At 34.8% G+C, this 17,211-nt stretch carries 15 protein-coding genes; 7 read left to right on the top strand and 8 right to left on the bottom strand.

What is annotated here, in order from left to right; translation table 11 throughout:
- Nucleotides 1–11: 11 nt before the first annotated feature.
- Nucleotides 12–743, top strand: coding sequence for a class I SAM-dependent DNA methyltransferase (locus V7S50_RS24255; RefSeq protein WP_242255420.1), 732 nt, complete (start codon nucleotides 12–14; stop codon nucleotides 741–743).
- A gap of 31 nt (nucleotides 744–774) precedes the next feature.
- Here the strand turns inward: V7S50_RS24255 and V7S50_RS24250 are convergent, their stop codons facing one another.
- Genes V7S50_RS24250 through V7S50_RS24240 form a run of 3 tightly spaced genes read right to left on the bottom strand, consistent with a single transcriptional unit; the run spans nucleotide 775 to nucleotide 3,668 of the window.
- Nucleotides 775–1,596, bottom strand: a complete 822-nt coding sequence (locus V7S50_RS24250) for an ABC transporter ATP-binding protein (RefSeq protein WP_063225153.1) — start codon at nucleotides 1,594–1,596, stop codon at nucleotides 775–777.
- 12 nt (nucleotides 1,597–1,608) lie between these two features.
- The gene (locus tag V7S50_RS24245; RefSeq protein WP_242255422.1) at nucleotides 1,609–2,667 is read right to left on the bottom strand and encodes a FecCD family ABC transporter permease; all 1,059 of its coding nucleotides are present in this window, start codon (nucleotides 2,665–2,667) and stop codon (nucleotides 1,609–1,611) included.
- Nucleotides 2,664–3,668 (bottom strand): FecCD family ABC transporter permease, encoded by a 1,005-nt coding sequence (locus tag V7S50_RS24240; RefSeq protein WP_017560400.1) that lies wholly within the window; start codon nucleotides 3,666–3,668, stop codon nucleotides 2,664–2,666. The genes V7S50_RS24245 and V7S50_RS24240 overlap by 4 nt, the downstream gene beginning before the upstream one ends.
- 172 nt (nucleotides 3,669–3,840) lie before the next feature.
- Between V7S50_RS24240 and V7S50_RS24235 the strand changes: the two genes are divergently transcribed.
- Together V7S50_RS24235 and V7S50_RS24230 are read left to right on the top strand one after the other, a co-directional pair.
- Nucleotides 3,841–4,806 (top strand): ABC transporter substrate-binding protein, encoded by a 966-nt coding sequence (locus V7S50_RS24235; RefSeq protein WP_242255424.1) that lies wholly within the window; start codon nucleotides 3,841–3,843, stop codon nucleotides 4,804–4,806.
- Nucleotides 4,807–5,187: 381 nt separating this feature from the next.
- On the top strand, nucleotides 5,188–6,537 hold the full coding sequence (locus V7S50_RS24230; protein ID WP_242255426.1) for a peptide MFS transporter: 1,350 nt from the start codon (nucleotides 5,188–5,190) through the stop codon (nucleotides 6,535–6,537).
- Between the two features lie 38 nt (nucleotides 6,538–6,575).
- Here the strand turns inward: V7S50_RS24230 and V7S50_RS24225 are convergent, their stop codons facing one another.
- A complete protein-coding gene (locus V7S50_RS24225) occupies nucleotides 6,576–6,755 on the bottom strand; it encodes an acid-soluble spore protein H (RefSeq protein ID WP_060629508.1) in 180 nt (59 codons plus the stop codon).
- A 191-nt stretch (nucleotides 6,756–6,946) separates the two neighbouring features.
- A complete protein-coding gene (locus V7S50_RS24220; RefSeq protein WP_000081429.1) occupies nucleotides 6,947–7,234 on the bottom strand; it encodes an ArsR/SmtB family transcription factor in 288 nt (95 codons plus the stop codon).
- Nucleotides 7,235–8,030: 796 nt separating this feature from the next.
- On the opposite strand from V7S50_RS24220, the gene V7S50_RS24215 reads away from it, so the two are divergent.
- The gene (locus V7S50_RS24215; protein WP_242255428.1) at nucleotides 8,031–9,650 is read left to right on the top strand and encodes an L-lactate permease; all 1,620 of its coding nucleotides are present in this window, start codon (nucleotides 8,031–8,033) and stop codon (nucleotides 9,648–9,650) included.
- A gap of 40 nt (nucleotides 9,651–9,690) precedes the next feature.
- Here V7S50_RS24215 and aspA read toward each other — a convergent pair whose 3' ends face one another.
- From aspA to gloA2, 3 genes are all read right to left on the bottom strand, one after another.
- A complete protein-coding gene (aspA, locus tag V7S50_RS24210) occupies nucleotides 9,691–11,124 on the bottom strand; it encodes an aspartate ammonia-lyase (RefSeq protein ID WP_242255429.1) in 1,434 nt (477 codons plus the stop codon).
- A gap of 162 nt (nucleotides 11,125–11,286) precedes the next feature.
- Complete coding sequence (locus V7S50_RS24205; RefSeq protein ID WP_242255431.1) at nucleotides 11,287–12,585, bottom strand: hemolysin family protein; 1,299 nt, start codon at nucleotides 12,583–12,585, stop codon at nucleotides 11,287–11,289.
- Between the two features lie 107 nt (nucleotides 12,586–12,692).
- Nucleotides 12,693–13,079: an SMU1112c/YaeR family gloxylase I-like metalloprotein gene (gene gloA2, locus V7S50_RS24200; protein WP_242255433.1), complete on the bottom strand. Its 387-nt coding sequence runs from the start codon at nucleotides 13,077–13,079 to the stop codon at nucleotides 12,693–12,695.
- Nucleotides 13,080–13,170: 91 nt separating this feature from the next.
- Between gloA2 and V7S50_RS24195 the strand changes: the two genes are divergently transcribed.
- From V7S50_RS24195 to V7S50_RS24185, 3 genes are all read left to right on the top strand, one after another.
- Nucleotides 13,171–14,349, top strand: a complete 1,179-nt coding sequence (locus V7S50_RS24195; protein ID WP_242255435.1) for a NupC/NupG family nucleoside CNT transporter — start codon at nucleotides 13,171–13,173, stop codon at nucleotides 14,347–14,349.
- 332 nt (nucleotides 14,350–14,681) lie between these two features.
- On the top strand, nucleotides 14,682–15,698 hold the full coding sequence (locus V7S50_RS24190) for an LCP family protein (protein ID WP_063225163.1): 1,017 nt from the start codon (nucleotides 14,682–14,684) through the stop codon (nucleotides 15,696–15,698).
- 234 nt (nucleotides 15,699–15,932) lie between these two features.
- Nucleotides 15,933–17,195 carry a VanW family protein gene (locus tag V7S50_RS24185; protein ID WP_063225164.1) on the top strand — a complete coding sequence of 421 codons (1,263 nt, stop codon included), beginning with the start codon at nucleotides 15,933–15,935 and terminating at the stop codon, nucleotides 17,193–17,195.
- The last annotated feature ends 16 nt before the right edge of the window (nucleotides 17,196–17,211 follow it).

The raw sequence follows: 17,211 nt of genomic DNA, 5'->3' as shown, positions 1-17,211 counted from the left end.
GGGCTTCAATCATGGCATTTACTGAATCTGATGTATATAATAACGAAGCATTTTTTGAACAATATATGAAACGAAGGTACCGAGAAAATAGCCCAAATGAGTCACTTGAAAAACCAGCCTTCTTTCAACTCATTGGTGATGTTAAAGGAAAGCAAATCCTCGATTTAGGCTGTGGTGATGCTAAGTTTGGCGAGGAATTATTAGAAAACGGATGCTCCTCTTACACCGGTATTGAAGGCTCTCAGCTTATGTATGAAAAAGCTAAAAAACAACTAGAAAATAAAAATGGATTTGTTCATTTTATAAACCTCAAAGATTATACCTATCCCTCTTCCACTTTTGATTTAGTAACATCTAGACTCGCTTTACATTATATTGAACATCTTGATATCATTTTTCAAAATGTGTTTCAAACTTTAAAAACAAATGGAATCTTTACCTTTAGCGTTCAACATCCCGTTATTACCTCTTCATTTGAAAGCTTACAAATGAGTGGTAAAAGAACTAGCTGGCTCGTCGATGATTATTTTAAACTAGGCAAACGGGTTGAACCATGGATTGACCAGGTGGTTATTAAATATCATCGCACAACAGAAGAGTATTTCACATTGTTACAACAAGCCGGATTTACAATTACATCCTTAAAAGAAGCTACACCAAATCAGACTTACTTTCAAAATGATGAAGAATATGAACGTCGTTTACGAATTCCTCTCTTCCTCCTATTCTCTTGTACCAAATAAAAAAACGATGAATCACTCATCGTTTTTTTTATTATCTCATTGCCTGAACAACTTCTTTAACTAACCGTCTCCCTCTTCCGTGCGGGATACAAAGTGGCGTCCCAAATAACGGATCCGTACTAATTTGACATTCCATTCGGAATACATCACGTACTAGTTTCTCATCTACTACTTCTTCTGGCTTACCTTGTGCATATATTTGTTTATCTTGAATGGCTACAATATTATCTGCATAACGGCATGCTAAATTTAAATCGTGTAGTACCATAACAATTGTTCTTTTTTCTGTTTCATTTAATTCGAATAATAAATCTAGCACTTCAATTTGGTGAGTCATATCTAAATAGGTAGTAGGCTCATCCAATAAAATAATATCTGTATCTTGTGCAAGCGTCATTGCAATCCAAGCACGTTGACGTTGCCCACCTGAAAGAGCATGCACATCACGCTCAGCAAATTCTGTCATACCTGTTGCTTCAAGTGCTTTCTGTACCATTTCCTCATCTTTTTCTGACCATTGCTTCAGCCATGTTTGATACGGATAACGTCCTTGCTTTACAAGTTGCAATACTGTAAGCCCTTCTGGCGCTTGTGGTCCTTGCGGTAAAATTGCCATTTGACGAGCAATTTGCTTCGTTTGCATACTTTGAATGGCTTGATTATCTAACAAAATGTCACCAGTTGTTGGTTTTAATAATCTAGCTAGTGAACGCAATAAAGTTGATTTCCCGCAACCGTTAGAGCCGATGAAGATTGTAATTTCGCCTTTTGGAATTTCTAAATTCAACTCATCAATAATAATTGTTTCACCATAAGACAACGTCAAACGTTTCGTCTCCAATGCTTTTTGCATATTCATCTCCCTTTATGAATTCCGACTTTTATAAAGTAAATAAATAAAATAAGGTGCACCAATTGCTGATGTAAATACCCCTGCTGGAATTTCAAGTGGGGTGAAAACTGTACGCCCAATTAAATCTGCAGCAAGTACTAAAATTGCACCAACAATAGCCGCAACTGGGAGTAATGCACCGTATAAAGAACCAATTAGTCTTCGTGAAATATGAGGTGCCATTAAACCGACAAATCCAATTCCTCCAGCAAAAGCAACCGCACCGCCAATTAAAGCTGTACTAAGTAATAACATAAATATGCGTGACTTCGTTAAAGGAACACCAAGTCCTATCGCAATATCATCCCCTAGCTCTTGCGCATTTAAATGTCTAGCAGCTATAAATGATATTACCGTTAAAATGAGAACCCACGGCGCAAGCACCATAACGTTTTGCCATGAAGACCCGTAAACAGTGCCTGTAATCCATACATTCGCTTGACTCGCTTGGTAAATTGGCGCTAACAACATAAACAAAGTCGTTGCCGCTTTCGTTAATGCCCAAAAGCCAACACCAATTAAAACAAGACTAATCGGTGATAATCCGTCATTTCTCCATGCAAATAAATATACAAAAAGTGCTACAATCGTTGCCCCAGCAAAAGCTGCTAACGGCATATAATGAATGCTTACAGTTAGCGCATTATTTTTATCACTAAATATAGCTAAAAATAATACAACTGCAACACTTGCACCACCTGTAATCCCGATGATATCAGGAGAAGCCAGTGGATTTCGAACGAGACCTTGTAAAATACATCCTGCTACAGCAAGTGCGATTCCTACAAGGATGGCAATTAAAATACGCGGCATACGAAACTTATTTACAACCATATTGGACATCGCATCGCCATTTCCAGTGATTGCTTGCCATACATCATAAGGAGCAATTTTCATGTCTCCCATACCTGCACTCGCAAAAAATAATCCTATTAAAACAACTAGTAAACTGAATAAGACGAGACAAGCTCGTTTATACATTAAAAACGAGAGCCCGCCTTTTCCTATACGAAACGGAATATACTTCTTCATTTGCTAAGCCCTCTCTTACGTGCAATATAAATAAAGAACGGTGCACCAATAAATGCTGTCATAACTCCTACTGGTACTTCTTGTGGCATAATGACATATCTTGCTGCTATATCAGCCAAGATTAGTAGTATTGCTCCTAACAAGCCGCTATACGGTACTCTCCATCTGTGATCTACTCCAACAAGAAATCTGGCAAAATGCGGGATAATAATTCCAATAAATCCAATTGGACCAGCAACCGCAACTGAACCACCAGACAACAGGACAATAATAAGTAACACGAATGATTTCATTAAAATTGTTCGTTGTCCAAGCCCCTTCGCGACGTCTTCCCCCATCATCAATGTATTTACTTTCCCTGCCATCATAATAGATGCGATCCAGCCTATTAATAAATATGGGAATACAGATTGTAAAATTTCTAACTTTCTTCCTTGCACAGATCCGGCAAGCCAAAATAATACTTCTTCAAGCGCCTTTTCATTTAACACAAGTAATCCTTGTGTTAATGATGAAAATAACGCACTAATTGCGACCCCTGCTAATGTTAACTTAAGAGGCGTTGTCCCTTCTTTTCCTAAAGAACTAGAAGCAAATACAAGTACAGCTGCAACTGCTGCTCCTAAAAAGGCAATCCACGTGAAAGCTGATAATGATGTCACGGAAAAAATAACAATTGCTACAACTATGAAGAAGGCAGCACCTGAATTTAATCCAATAAAATCTGGAGAAGCAAGCGGATTCTTCGTTAAAGTTTGCATAAGACAACCCGCAATGGCTAAACTAGCACCAACACTAGCTGCAATTAATGCCCTTGGTAGACGTACATTTTGAATAATAATATGTTCATTGGAACCATTGAAATGAAAAAAAGCATCTAATGCTAATTTCCAGCTCGTATTTGTATATCCGAAAATAATACTTCCCCAAATACAAATAATGACTGCAATGATCCCAACAAATAATCCAATCCATTTTGCTTGATTTGTTTTTAATAACATGCAGCGTTTCCCCTTCAATGTATAATGATACGTTGTAAGTGTATTTCAACTTAATTCTCATTGTCAACGGAAATGAGAATTATTTTCAGCCGTATATATTGACAATCAAAAGATAAAGGCTTAATATCATGCTTGCTATTGAAAAAAATTCTCAGTATGTAGGGGGTACATAATGAAATTCATGCAAAAGAAATCGTTTACAGTATTTGTATTTTTACTAGCCTTTTCATTACTTTTAAGTGCTTGCGGAAAGTCAAATACGAAAGAAGAATCAAAAGAAGATACGAAAAAAGAAATGATAACTGTGGAACATGCAATGGGTAAAACAGAAGTTCCTGCTAATCCAAAACGTGTAGTTATTTTAACAAATGAAGGTACTGAAGCTTTACTTGAATTAGGTGTGAAACCAGTTGGAGCTGTAAAATCTTGGACTGGTGATCCATGGTATCCACATATTAAAGATAAAATGAAAGATGTAAAAGTTGTTGGTGATGAAGGACAAGTGAATGTGGAAACAATCGCTTCTTTAAAACCAGACTTAATTATCGGTAACAAAATGCGTCACGAGAAAGTGTATGAGCAACTAAAAGCAATTGCACCTACTGTGTTCTCTGAAACATTACGTGGTGAATGGAAAGATAACTTCAAGTTTTATACAAAAGCATTAAATAAAGAAAAAGAAGGTCAAAAGGTTTTAGCTGATTACGATAAACGTATGAAAGATTTAAAAGCCAAACTAGGTGATAAAGTAAATCAAGAAATCTCTATGGTTCGCTTCATGCCTGGTGATGTTCGTATTTATCATGGTGATACATTCTCTGGTGTTATTTTAAAAGAACTTGGATTTAAACGTCCTGGTGATCAAAATAAAGATGACTTCGCAGAGCGTAACGTATCTAAAGAACGTATTTCTGCAATGGATGGTGACGTATTATTCTACTTCACATTCGATAAAGGAAACGAGAAAAAAGGCTCTGAATTAGAAAAAGAATATATCAATGATCCTCTATTTAAAAATTTAAATGCAGTGAAAAATGGTAAAGCATACAAAGTTGACGACGTTATTTGGAATACAGCTGGTGGTGTAATGGCTGCTAACCTACTATTAGATGATATCGAAAAACGCTTTGTTAAATAATATTTCCCTAACCAGCTCCCCTTCTATGGAGCTGGTTTTTTTTCAATTCACTTAAATGTCACATTATTTCATTTTGTATTTTTATTCCCAATATGTTATATTATAAAAGTAAATAGAATATATTTTCTCTATATCAGAATAAATATTTTAATCTAAATTTTCTGATTAATCACTATTTTATTTTCTTTTAGAATTCAATTATTACATTTGAAAACGCTTATCATCTCGTTTTCAGGGTAAAATACAGTAACGGTCGAAGAAAAATAGAACTTTTTTAGAAATTTTCTTTCTATTTCCATATAATTCTATTGACTTCTAAATATTTTGTAAATTAAAATGATTACATAAATATCCGTTATACAGGATTAGGGGGAAACAAAAATGGATGCAGCTTTAAAATTAGAAAAAGCTGGAGAGCAACAATCACCAAAAAAACATCCACCAGGGTTATACTTGTTGTTCTTTACAGAAGCATGGGAAAGATTTAGTTATTACGGAATGCGCGGCTTATTAGTTCTTTATTTAACAACGAGCTTAGTAAGCGGCGGTTTAGGATTTGATAAAGCAGTTGCAGTTCAAATTTACGGTATTTTCACAATGTTAGTATACTTCACACCAATTATCGGTGGTTGGTTAACTGACCATTTCATTACGAAGCGACACGCCATTACTATTGGTGGTATCATCATGGCAATTGGTAACTTTGTACTATTTTCAATGAACACGAAAACTGGACTATTTTTAGGATTAGGATTATTAGTTATTGGTAACGGATTCTTCAAACCAAATATTTCGACTTTATTAGGTCAATTATATAGCGAAAACGATTCTCGTCGTGATAGTGCCTTCACTATCTTCTACATGGGAATTAACTTAGGAGCTCTTATCGCTCCATTCATTTGTGGTTATTTCGCAGATTATAGATACGGTTTCTTAACAGCTTGTATCGGTATGATTATTGGGCAGCTTGCCTTTAATTTCTTAGCACCTCGTTACTTAGGGTCTATCGGAACAACTGTTGTAGGTAAAAAGTCTAAAGAAAAAAATGCAAAAGCAATTGAGAAAAAACCTTTAACAACACAAGAGAAAAAGCGTACAACTGCAATTTTAATTTTAACTTGTTTCGTTGTATTCTTCTGGGCAGGATTTGAACAAGCTGGTAGTTCTTTAACACTTTACACGGATAAGTTCGTAGATCGTACAATTGGTGGATTTACAATCCCAACACCTTGGTTCCAATCTGTAAACCCACTATTCATTATCTTACTAGCATTACCGGTTTCAGCATTATGGATTAAACTTTCAAAAACGAAAAATGGTGACTTAAAAATCCCAACAAAAATGGCATTTGGTATGATCTTACTAGGGATTGGATATTTAGTTCTAACTTTAGCTGTATTAAAAACTGGTAGCGATGAAGGTAATATTACAATGAAAGCAAACTTACTATTCATTGTATTCACTTACATGTTCCATACAATTGGTGAATTATTCTTATCACCGATCGGATTATCTATGGTAAGTGCAATCGCTCCTGTTAAATTAGCATCATTATTAATGGGTGTATGGTTAGCTGGTACTGGCTTCGCAAACTTATTAGCAGGACAATTAGCTGCTTTCACTCAATCTTTAGGATATTTAGAAGTATTCGCAAGCATCGGTGTTATCGTAATCGTACTCGGATTAGTACTTCTTATGTTCTCTAAGAAAATTGCACATATGATGGAATAAATAAGAAGACGCTTCTAAAATTAGAAGCGTCTTTTCTATTACTTCTCCTCTAAAGCCGTCACGTTCACGTGAACGCTTTCTCCAGGATTAGATACATCATACACTTGAGCAACTCCACTCTGCTCGTCACAGCTCTCAATCCATACTGGTACGCCCTCATATGTAACGTCAACTCTACTTGAAGAAGATAAGATTTGTTTCACACGTTTTACATCCATACTACTATCCCTCCTTTTACTTACTACACTCCTTTCTATCTTTTCTTTTCCCTTTAGAATATATTCCATATAACAACATGTTAATTGATAGCCCTTTCTTCCTTACATGCTAACATCTACTCTCATATCACCTTTCCGACAAATAAAAAAAGACGTATATTCCACACGTCTTTTTCCATAATATTCAAATTTTAAGAAAATAATGTTTTTACAACTTCACTTACTTTATCATTATGAATTTGATAATACACTTCTAATCCTCGTCTTTCAAAGCGCACTACTTTATTTTGTTTTAATTTTGTTAAATGTTGCGAAACTGTTGATTGCGGAATTTCTAACACTTCCTGTAATTGTGTTACATTACAAGTTCCACGTTGCATTAGTTCCATTACTAGACGCAGACGCAATGGATGTGCCAACGCTCTTAGCATTTGTACATCTTCTTCTGAAATACGACATTCGAATTGATTTTGGCTCATAAAGTTCCCCTCATTTTCGTTTTTATTTTCTTTTTATTTATTTATATATCTGTTCTTATATTTCCTGTTACGACATAACTTTATCAACTTATAAAGCCGAAATTTTTTTCCATCTTAACCAGCAAAGAACTCAGGAAAAAATCCCTGCTGATTTTGAATATTATACTATATGATATAACGAAAAAGCAAAACAACGGACTGCAAATACTTTGCTTGCAAACGTTGTTTTATCAAGCTTTTTGTTATATTTTCACCTCATTGAAACGTACGGTAATGATATCGTAAAATATCATCTATAATTGATAACCTTTCGTAAAGTGGTTGGAGCATTTTTAACCTCTTTGTTACACTAAAAGGAATTTTCAGTAAAAAGAGCTAATGTAATATTAAAAATTGACTTATTGTTTTTTTAATTATTATCGTAATCACTTGGACTGTTATTCGAGACTTCTTATTAAAGATACATGATTTCCCTTTCCAACTAGATCAAATGGGATAAGCATGTCACACCTATCAAATCTTAAGTATTCCAACACCCTATATACTCGATACCAAGACATCAGCTAATAAAAAGAATATGTAAATAATTTATACAATGCACTCAAATAAACTTGAGTGCGCTTTTTGTCTACTTTATGAACAAAGTATTTCTTTTAATACTATTATGGAATAATTATACTTTTTTACGTTGACAATAGTGTTGAAGGAGAATATACTAAGCATGTAAGTTGATTGTGAATCATTTCACAAATAATGTGAATTTCTTCACATAAAATAGATAGGAGTTGTCATCATTATGAGTACTTGGACACAAATTTATGACCCCTTAAACAATATTTGGTTATCTGCTTTAATTGCAGCACTTCCAATTTTTTGCTTCATTATTTGTTTAGTGGGATTCAAAATGAAAGGTTACATGGCTGGTCTTTACAGTGTAATTGTTGCTATTATTCTTGCTATATTTGTTTATAAAATGCCTACAACTGCAGCAGTAGCATCTGCCGGATTTGGTGTTTTATCTGGATTTTATCCAATTTGTACTATCGTTATCGCAGCTATCTTCCTTTACAAATTAACTGTTAAAACAGAACAATTCAATGTCATTCGTGATAGCATTTCAAGTATTACAAATGATCAACGTTTACAAGTATTATTAATCGCTTATTCTTTCGGCGCTTTCTTAGAAGGCGCAGCTGGTTTCGGTGTTCCGGTTGCTATTACAGCTGCATTACTTGTAGGTATGGGCTTTAATCCATTAAAAGCAGCGGGTATTTGCTTAGTAGCTAATATCGCTGGTGGTGCTATGGGGGCTATGGGTATTCCAGTTACAGTACCTGCACAATTAACTGAGCTAGATGCATTAACTATCGGTCGTCAAACTGTTCTTATTTTACCATTCATTAGTATTGTATTACCTTTCTTACTTGTTTCAATGGTCGATGGAATTAAAGGTATTAAAGAAACTTGGCAAGGTATTCTTGTAAGTGGTGTTTCTTTCGCAATTACTCAGTTCGTTGTAACTTACTTCTTAGGCGCTGAACTTACTAATATTTTCGCAGCCGTTGTAAGTATGGTCGCTCTTGCATTATTCTTACGTGTTTGGCAACCAAAATCTTCTGCTAAAGAAGAAAAACAAGAAGAAAAAGAATCTCATACATTCAATCAAATTTTATATGCTTGGTCTCCATTCGTATTCTTAACTGCATTTGTAACAATCTTTAATTTAAAACCAATTAAAGCTTTATTTGCTCCGGATGGTCCATTAGCAAACTTAGTATTTAACATTCAATTCCCTGGTCTTCATAATCAAGTTATAAAAACTGCACCAATCACAAAAGCTGATACACCTTTCGCAGCGATTTTCAAACTAGATGTATTCTCTTCTACAACTACTGCGATTGTATTAGCAATTATCGTTTCACTTATCGTCTACCGTGTAAACGGCAAAATGATTAAAGAATTAATGATTGAAACAATAAAAGAATTAAAGGTTCCAGTATATACAATTTGTAGCGTTATCGCTTTAGCTTACGTAGAGAACTACTCTGGTATGTCATCTACACTTGGACTTGCATTCTCTTCTACTGGAAATGCATTCCCTATTCTTTCTCCAATCTTAGGATGGATTGGCGTATTCATTACTGGTTCAGTAGTATCTAGTGGTTCACTATTCGCACCACTTCAAGCAGTAACTGCCGATCAATTAAACATTGTCCCATCTACTCTCGTTTCATTAAACGTAGTTGGTGGCACAATAGCAAAAATGGTTTCACCACAATCTGTAGCAGTTGCTTGTGCGGCAGTTGGACTAGTTGGTAAAGAATCTGCTCTATTTAAAACAGTGATGAAATATAGTTTAATCTTCTTAGCTATTATTAGCTTACTTCAATTAAATGCTGTATTTAATATCTTTTAAAAATAAAACACCGATCCAAATGGATCGGTGTTTTTTCACATTACATCTTCTTATTCTTTAGTAAAGAAGCTCCAGCAATTTCAGGATGCGTCATTTCGAATGGATCTAAAATAATATCCAATTCTTCTTCTGTCAGTACACCATGCTCTAAACATAGCTCCCTAACAGATTTTCCTGTTTCAATCGCTTCACGTGCAATACGAGATGCTGCTTCATAACCAATATGAGGGTTAACTGCTGTAATAATTCCAACACTTTTCTCAACATATTGCTTCAGCAATTCTTCATTTGCTGTAATTCCTTTAATACAATATTCACGGAATACACGGAATCCGTTATTCATAATACTAATAGATTGAATTAAATTAAACACGAGTACAGGCTCCATTACGTTTAGCTCTAATTGTCCTGCTTCTGAAGCTAAGCAAATTGTATGATCATTACCAATTACTTGGAAAGCAACTTGATTAATTACTTCTGCCATAACAGGATTTACTTTACCTGGCATAATAGATGAACCTGGTTGACGAGCTGGTAATTGAATTTCCGCCAATCCAACACGTGGACCAGATGCCATAATACGAAGGTCATTCGCAATTTTAGACATATTCATCATACATACTTTTAATGCCGCAGATACTTCTGTGTATGCATCTGTGTTTTGCGTTGCATCAACTAAATGCTCTGCACCAACAAGTGGGAATCCGCTAAATGTACGCAAGTGTTTAACCACTTGTTCAATGTACGTAGGGTTTGCATTTAATCCCGTACCAACAGCTGTCGCCCCCATGTTCACTTCATATAAATGTTGGCGAGACTGTTTAATTCTTTTTATGTCACGCGCAAGCACTCGGCTATACGCTTCAAATTCTTGTCCAAGACGAATCGGAACAGCATCTTGTAAATGTGTACGCCCCATTTTAATGACGTGATCGAACTCTTTTGCTTTTGTACGGAAAGCAGAATGAAGTTCTTCCATTGTAATAAGAAGTTCTTCTAACATCATAAGAGTTGCAATATGAATTCCCGTTGGAAACGCATCATTCGTCGATTGAGCCATGTTCACATGCGTGTTCGGGCTAATTTTTGCATACTCGCCTTTTTCATATCCCATACGTTCTAATGCTCGATTAGCGATTACTTCATTTGTATTCATATTAATAGAAGTTCCAGCACCGCCTTGAATTGGATCCACAATAAATTGATCATGGAACTTTCCATCAACAATCTCTTGCGCTGCCTCTGCAATTTCATGTCCAATGTCTTTCGCTAAGTAACCAGTATCCATATTTGCAAGTGCTGCCGCTTTTTTCACAATTGCCATTGCCGTAATGAGTGACGGATGAATGCGATATCCTGTAATCGGGAAGTTTTCTACAGCACGTAATGTTTGTACACCGTAATAAGCTATACTTGGTACTTCTTTTTCGCCTAAAAAATCTTTTTCTATACGTATATCCTTCGTTGCTATCATTTTCATCACCTATACTTTTCATTCTAAATCCCTATCTAAAAAATTCGCCCTCTAAAAATACGAGTATCATCCAGAAGAATTTTTCAGTATCCACCTTCACTATATAGCACCTCTTTTGAAAGCGCAAACATTTAATTTTCTATATATAACTTTTATAGAAAATCATTCTTCTCCCTTCTTTATTTCTACTCGTTTAATTTGATGCATATCTTTTTCCAGAACTTTAAAAGAAAAGCCATGTTTCTCAATAATATCTCCTTCAGCAACGATTTGCTTTTGTACCATAATCCAGCCACCAATTGTATCTACATCATCAGCGATTAAGTGAATGCCAAATAAATCATTCACTTCACTAATAAGCACTTTTCCTTCTACAATTTTACACCCTTCACTTATATGCTCTATAGGCGGGTGTTCATCTTCATCGTATTCATCTCGGATTTCTCCAACAATTTCTTCTAAAATATCTTCTAATGTAACAATCCCTGCTGTACCTCCATATTCATCATACAACACAGCTAATGGAATGTGTTTTCTTTGCATTTGCAATAGCAAATCATGTATAGGAATATTTTCTAGCACTTCAATAACTGGTCTTGTATATGGCGTAATCGAGCATTCCTCCTCTCGATTACCATCCATATAACGAATAAATAAATCCTTTACATTAACCATCCCAATGATTTCATCTTTATCTTCACCGAATACAGGATACCTCGTATATTTTTCTTGTGCGATTATTTTAATATGTGTTTCAAATGGTTCGTCCTCATATAAACCTACAATTTCCGTACGCGGCACCATAATTTCCTTTGCTACTCTATTATCAAATTCAAAAATGTTATTTACATATTTAAATTCCCTTTGATTAATCTCTCCGCTCTCATAACTCTCAGATAAGATTAATCGTAATTCTTCTTCTGAATGAGCTACTTCATGTTCAGAAGCTGGATGTAAACCAAATAATCCGGTTACAAGCCTTGCCGAACCATTTAAAGCCCAAATAAACGGATACATTACACGGTAAAAGTAAATAAGTGGCTTCGATAATAATAAGCTAACTTGCTCCGCTCTTTGTATGGCGAACGTCTTTGGAGCAAGTTCACCAATAACAACATGTAAAAACGTAATAACTGCAAATGCAATAATAAATGAAACGGTACTTGCAATTGCAGGAGATAAGTGTAGTTTTAAAAACAACGGCTCAAGTAAATGTTTTATAGTCGGCTCGCCTAACCACCCAAGCCCTAAAGCAGTAATTGTAATACCTAACTGACATGCTGATAAATACTCATCTAAGTTCGAAGTTACTTTTTTCGCTGCCAATGCTCCTCGTCGTTTTTCACTAACGAGTTGATCAATACGACTGCTACGCACCTTAATAATTGCAAACTCAACAGCTACAAAAAAACCTGTTAATCCAATAAGGACGGCTACCATCAGTAATTTTAAAATATCCACATATACCCTTTAGCTTTCTTAGCTAAAGTTACACCTCCTTTTAAAAAGAAGTTTCACTTTAGTTTCTTCATTTACTCAAAAGCAACCCTATATAAAATTCACCAATTTCAAACCTCATACAATTCTAAAGGTAGACCGTCAGGGTCTTGGAAAAAAACAAATTTTTTTCCAGTTATCTCATCAATACGTATCGCCTCAGTTTCAATGCCACATTGACTTAAATGTTGCACAGCTTCTTCTATATTTGTAACAGCAAATGCTAAATGTCTAAGTCCAGCTGCCTCTGGGAAACTTGGCCGCTTCGGCGGATTTGGAAATGAAAATAATTCAATTTGATACTCTTGTCCTATACATAAATCTAACTTATAAGAATCTCTTTCCTTTCTATATACTTCATTTATCGCTTTAAAACCTAATATCCTAGTATAAAAATCCTTTGACACTTCATAATTCGAACAAATAATTGCAACGTGATGCACTTTACTTATATTCATGACTTCTCTATTCCTTTCTTTACCAAAGATGCATATTCTCCCTTGAAATGAAAAACATATATAGCAGAATATCTCTTTTAGGGGGCTTACTATGAAATTTATTACCTTTTTCGTGGGACTTATCGTTGTTTTCTTCCTTGCTTATATCGCTAGCAATAATAAGAAACATATTAAATTTAAACCAATTTTCATCATGCTTATTATACAGTTAATTTTAACTTATTTATTATTAAATACAGAAATCGGCCTCATACTTATTCGAGTCATTTCCAGTCTGTTTACAAAGCTACTTGAGTATGCTGCTGATGGTATAAACTTCGTATTTGGCGGTCTTGCCAATAAAGGTGAAATGCCATTTTTCCTTACTGTCTTATTACCAATTGTCTTCATTTCCGTCTTAATTGGTATACTACAACATTTCAAAATACTACCATTTTTCATTCGTTGGATCGGTTACTTCCTCAGTAAAATAAATGGTCTTGGGAAATTAGAATCTTATAATGCTATCGCATCTGCCATTGTCGGCCAATCAGAAGTTTTTATTACGGTAAAAAAACAATTAGCTCAAATTCCGAAACACCGTCTTTATACACTTTGTGCATCTGCCATGTCAACCGTATCTATGTCTATTGTAGGTGCCTATATGACAATGATTGAACCTAAATATGTAGTAACCGCACTCGTTCTCAATTTATTTAGTGGTTTTATTATCGTACTCATCATTAACCCTTACGACGTTAAAGATGACGAAGATATTTTAGAGATTAAAGGCGAAAAGCAAAGCTTTTTTGAAATGCTTGGAGAATACATTCTAGATGGCTTTCGCGTAGCCATCGTTGTCGGCGCTATGCTCATCGGATTCGTCGCATTAATTAGTTGCATTAATGACTTATTCCTCATTATATTCGATATTACTTTCCAACAATTAATCGGCTACGTATTTGCACCTATTGCATTCCTTATCGGTGTACCAAGTTCTGAAATTGTCGCGGCTGGTAGCATTATGGCAACGAAGCTTGTAACAAATGAATTCGTTGCCATGATGGATCTTAGCAAAATTTCCAGTACTCTCTCTACCCGTACGATTGGTATCATTTCTGTGTTCCTCGTTTCTTTTGCCAACTTTTCTTCCATTGGAATTATTTCAGGTGCGGTAAAAGGATTAAACGAAGAACAAGGCAATGTCGTTGCTCGCTTCGGCCTAAAATTACTGTATGGAGCCACTCTCGTTAGTATTTTATCTGCAATTATCGTAAGCATTATGTTGTAATTAGGTAAAATTTTATCATTTTCTTATCCCTATCTTTTGTATACAATAACGAATAGATGTCTTATAAAGTGAAACTTTAATCAGAGCGGGATTTCCCCTTCTGATTATTAGTTGAACCAATCGGGTATTAACGGGCAGTTATCTCCCGCCTAACTTCCTTGCATTCGCTGGACTTTGAGGTGGGAGTTTTACTGCCCGTTAATACGGGATAAATAATCAAGACATCTATTTTTTATACATGTACAATCGCTTTTATTTAGCGTACAATATTTTTTATGTGTTTGAATGCGCTTCTAAGATGTATACACTTTGATAGTTTTAAAGGAGAAAAAATGATGAAATCCGATATGAACAAAGATACTCGAGCCAAAAAAGGACACTCAAAGAAAAAACGCCTACTTTGGTTCCTTCTTATTCCATTACTGATTATAGCACTTGGAGCAGGAGGCTACTCCTTCCATATATACAGTAAAGCAAAATCAATTTTAAGTAATGCCTATTCTGAACTTGGTCGCGGAGATAAATCCAGCAAACGTGAAAAAGCCGTTAAACCTATGACTGATAACATTTCCGTACTTATTATGGGTGTTGATGAAAGTGATATTAGGGACAAGAATTATGGGAAAGCAACTCGTACAGATGCACTATTACTTGCAACAATTAATAAAAACGATAAATCTGTTAAGCTTGTCAGTATTCCACGTGACTCACGTGTCTATATTAAATCACGTGATAAATACGATAAAATTACACATGCGCACGTATTCGGTGGTGTAGACAGTACAATTGATACAGTTGAGAATTTTTTAGACGTTCCGGTTGATTACTATGTAAAATTCAACTTTAAATCCTTTATCAAAATTGTTGATTCCCTTGGTGGTATTACTGTAGATGTTCCAGTGGAGTTTACAGAACAAAATAGTAAAGATGAAGCAGAAGCAATTCACCTTAAAAAAGGACGTCAACATTTAAACGGAGAAGAAGCACTAGCACTAGCGAGAACTCGTCATATCGATAGTGATTATATGCGCGGTCAACGACAACAGCTTGTTTTAGAAGCTATTGCTGAAAAGGCATTATCGCTTAATTCCATTAATAAAATTGGTGGTCTATTAGACGCTGTTGATAAAGACTTAAAAACAAATTTAACTTTTGATGATATGATGACAATTGCCAAAAATTCAATGGGTTCAGACTTAAAAATGGACAAATTGCAAGTAGAAGGTATTGATAAATATATAGGCGGTATTTATTATTACGTTCCAAACGAAAAAAGCGTCAATAATATATCGACAACACTTCAAGAACATCTCGGTGTTACGAATAAAAATCAACATAAAAAATTATAATAAAAAGGCTGCTAGATCTTTCTAGACAGCCTTTTTATTATAATTTTCAACATATTTCTCATGCATATTGTGACAAAAAGAGACAATTATTACATCAGTGTAACAATTTTTATAAAAACATTACACGCGTAGTGAAAATAATAGTATACTAGTACGTACATAATGTTATTTTCATCATTTTTATACAAAAAATGTAATACATATATTTATACAAAAATTTCTGGGGGGAAATAAATGAAGCTAGGTAAAATACTGATCGGTTCTGCAATTGCTGGGGGCATATTACTTTGTGTAGGCGGTGTTAGTGGATATCAATATGTATCCAAACTAAATAATCAATTAGATACTACTGCATTACCAAATACTACATTTGAAGGTATTTCTCTCGATGGAAAAAATAAAAAAGATATTCAAGCAATTATTAATCAAAAGATAACTGAATTAGATCAAAAATCTCTTACCTACATATTCCAAAATGATAAACAAACTTACACATGGAAAGATTTAGGGATAAATTATAAAGAAAAAGATATTATCGACAAGATCTTTAAAGAACAAGAAGGAAACGCAATGAATCGTTACAAAATGCGGAAGCAGGCTGAAAACGGTGAATTGAAACGCGACTATAAATTAACACCTCAATTAAATACAACTACCTACGAAAGCTTTATGAAGGATAAATATAATGAAACATTAAAAAATCCTGTTAATGCAGAATTAAGTATTGAAGGCGCTACAGTAAATATTAGCCAAAGTCAAAATGGAGAAAAAATTGATAAAGGCAAGTTAACCGATTTAACGAAACAGGCCATTACTTCTGGTACATCTGACGTTACGTTGCCAGTTACACTATTAAAACCTGAACGTTCTACAGAAGATATACAGAAAATGGGGATTAAAGAAGTAATCGCTGAATATTCGACTCCAATGGCTGGTCGTAACGGGAATCAATCCTTCAACGTAAATAAGTCGGCTAATACTTTAAGTGGCGTTATTGTCGCACCTGATGAAACGTTTAGTTTTAATGGTCGCGTCGGCGTAACTGATGCTGCACATGGTTATAAATCCGCAGCTGTATATTCACAAGGTAAGGTTATACAAAGTGCTGGCGGAGGCGTTTGCCAAGTTAGTAGTACTTTATATAGCGCAGCTTTAAGGGCAGATCTAGGAATTGTTTCTCGAAGCAATCATTCTATGCCTGTAAATTATTTACCACTTGGGCAAGATGCAGCAGTAGCAGATTATGGTCCAGATTTAAAATTTAAAAACAATACAGGCAATCATATTTATATTCAAGCATTTTCAAATGGAGGTAGTATTACTACACGCATTTTCGGTACCAATACTGGTAAAAATGTTGAAGTTTCTTCTCAAGTAGTTAGTAGGACTGGTGATAAAATAACAGCCGTTACGTATAAAAAAGTAACACAAAACGGTGAAGTAGTATCTAATGGACAAATTTCAAAAAGCGTATATAAAAGCGCTCCAACACAATGAGGTACCATCAAACCAA

Origin of the sequence: Bacillus sp. CCNWLW194 (genome assembly GCF_037120585.1) — a bacterium.
GTDB classification, from domain to species: Bacteria; Bacillota; Bacilli; order Bacillales; family Bacillaceae_G; genus Bacillus_A; species Bacillus_A basilensis.
This window is presented reverse-complemented; position numbering and strand designations above follow the sequence as displayed.

Coding starts and splice junctions, on each gene's coding strand:
- aspA (WP_242255429.1), bottom strand. CDS start 11,124: ATGATAGCAACGAAGGATATACGTATAGAAAAAGATTTTTTAGGCGAA.
- V7S50_RS24255 (WP_242255420.1), top strand. CDS start 12: ATGGCATTTACTGAATCTGATGTATATAATAACGAAGCATTTTTTGAA.
- V7S50_RS24235 (WP_242255424.1), top strand. CDS start 3,841: ATGAAATTCATGCAAAAGAAATCGTTTACAGTATTTGTATTTTTACTA.
- V7S50_RS24225 (WP_060629508.1), bottom strand. CDS start 6,755: ATGGATGTAAAACGTGTGAAACAAATCTTATCTTCTTCAAGTAGAGTT.
- V7S50_RS24250 (WP_063225153.1), bottom strand. CDS start 1,596: ATGCAAAAAGCATTGGAGACGAAACGTTTGACGTTGTCTTATGGTGAA.
- V7S50_RS24185 (WP_063225164.1), top strand. CDS start 15,933: ATGAAGCTAGGTAAAATACTGATCGGTTCTGCAATTGCTGGGGGCATA.
- V7S50_RS24220 (WP_000081429.1), bottom strand. CDS start 7,234: ATGAGCCAAAATCAATTCGAATGTCGTATTTCAGAAGAAGATGTACAA.
- V7S50_RS24190 (WP_063225163.1), top strand. CDS start 14,682: ATGATGAAATCCGATATGAACAAAGATACTCGAGCCAAAAAAGGACAC.
- V7S50_RS24230 (WP_242255426.1), top strand. CDS start 5,188: ATGGATGCAGCTTTAAAATTAGAAAAAGCTGGAGAGCAACAATCACCA.
- V7S50_RS24245 (WP_242255422.1), bottom strand. CDS start 2,667: ATGAAGAAGTATATTCCGTTTCGTATAGGAAAAGGCGGGCTCTCGTTT.
- V7S50_RS24215 (WP_242255428.1), top strand. CDS start 8,031: ATGAGTACTTGGACACAAATTTATGACCCCTTAAACAATATTTGGTTA.
- gloA2 (WP_242255433.1), bottom strand. CDS start 13,079: ATGAATATAAGTAAAGTGCATCACGTTGCAATTATTTGTTCGAATTAT.
- V7S50_RS24240 (WP_017560400.1), bottom strand. CDS start 3,668: ATGTTATTAAAAACAAATCAAGCAAAATGGATTGGATTATTTGTTGGG.
- V7S50_RS24195 (WP_242255435.1), top strand. CDS start 13,171: ATGAAATTTATTACCTTTTTCGTGGGACTTATCGTTGTTTTCTTCCTT.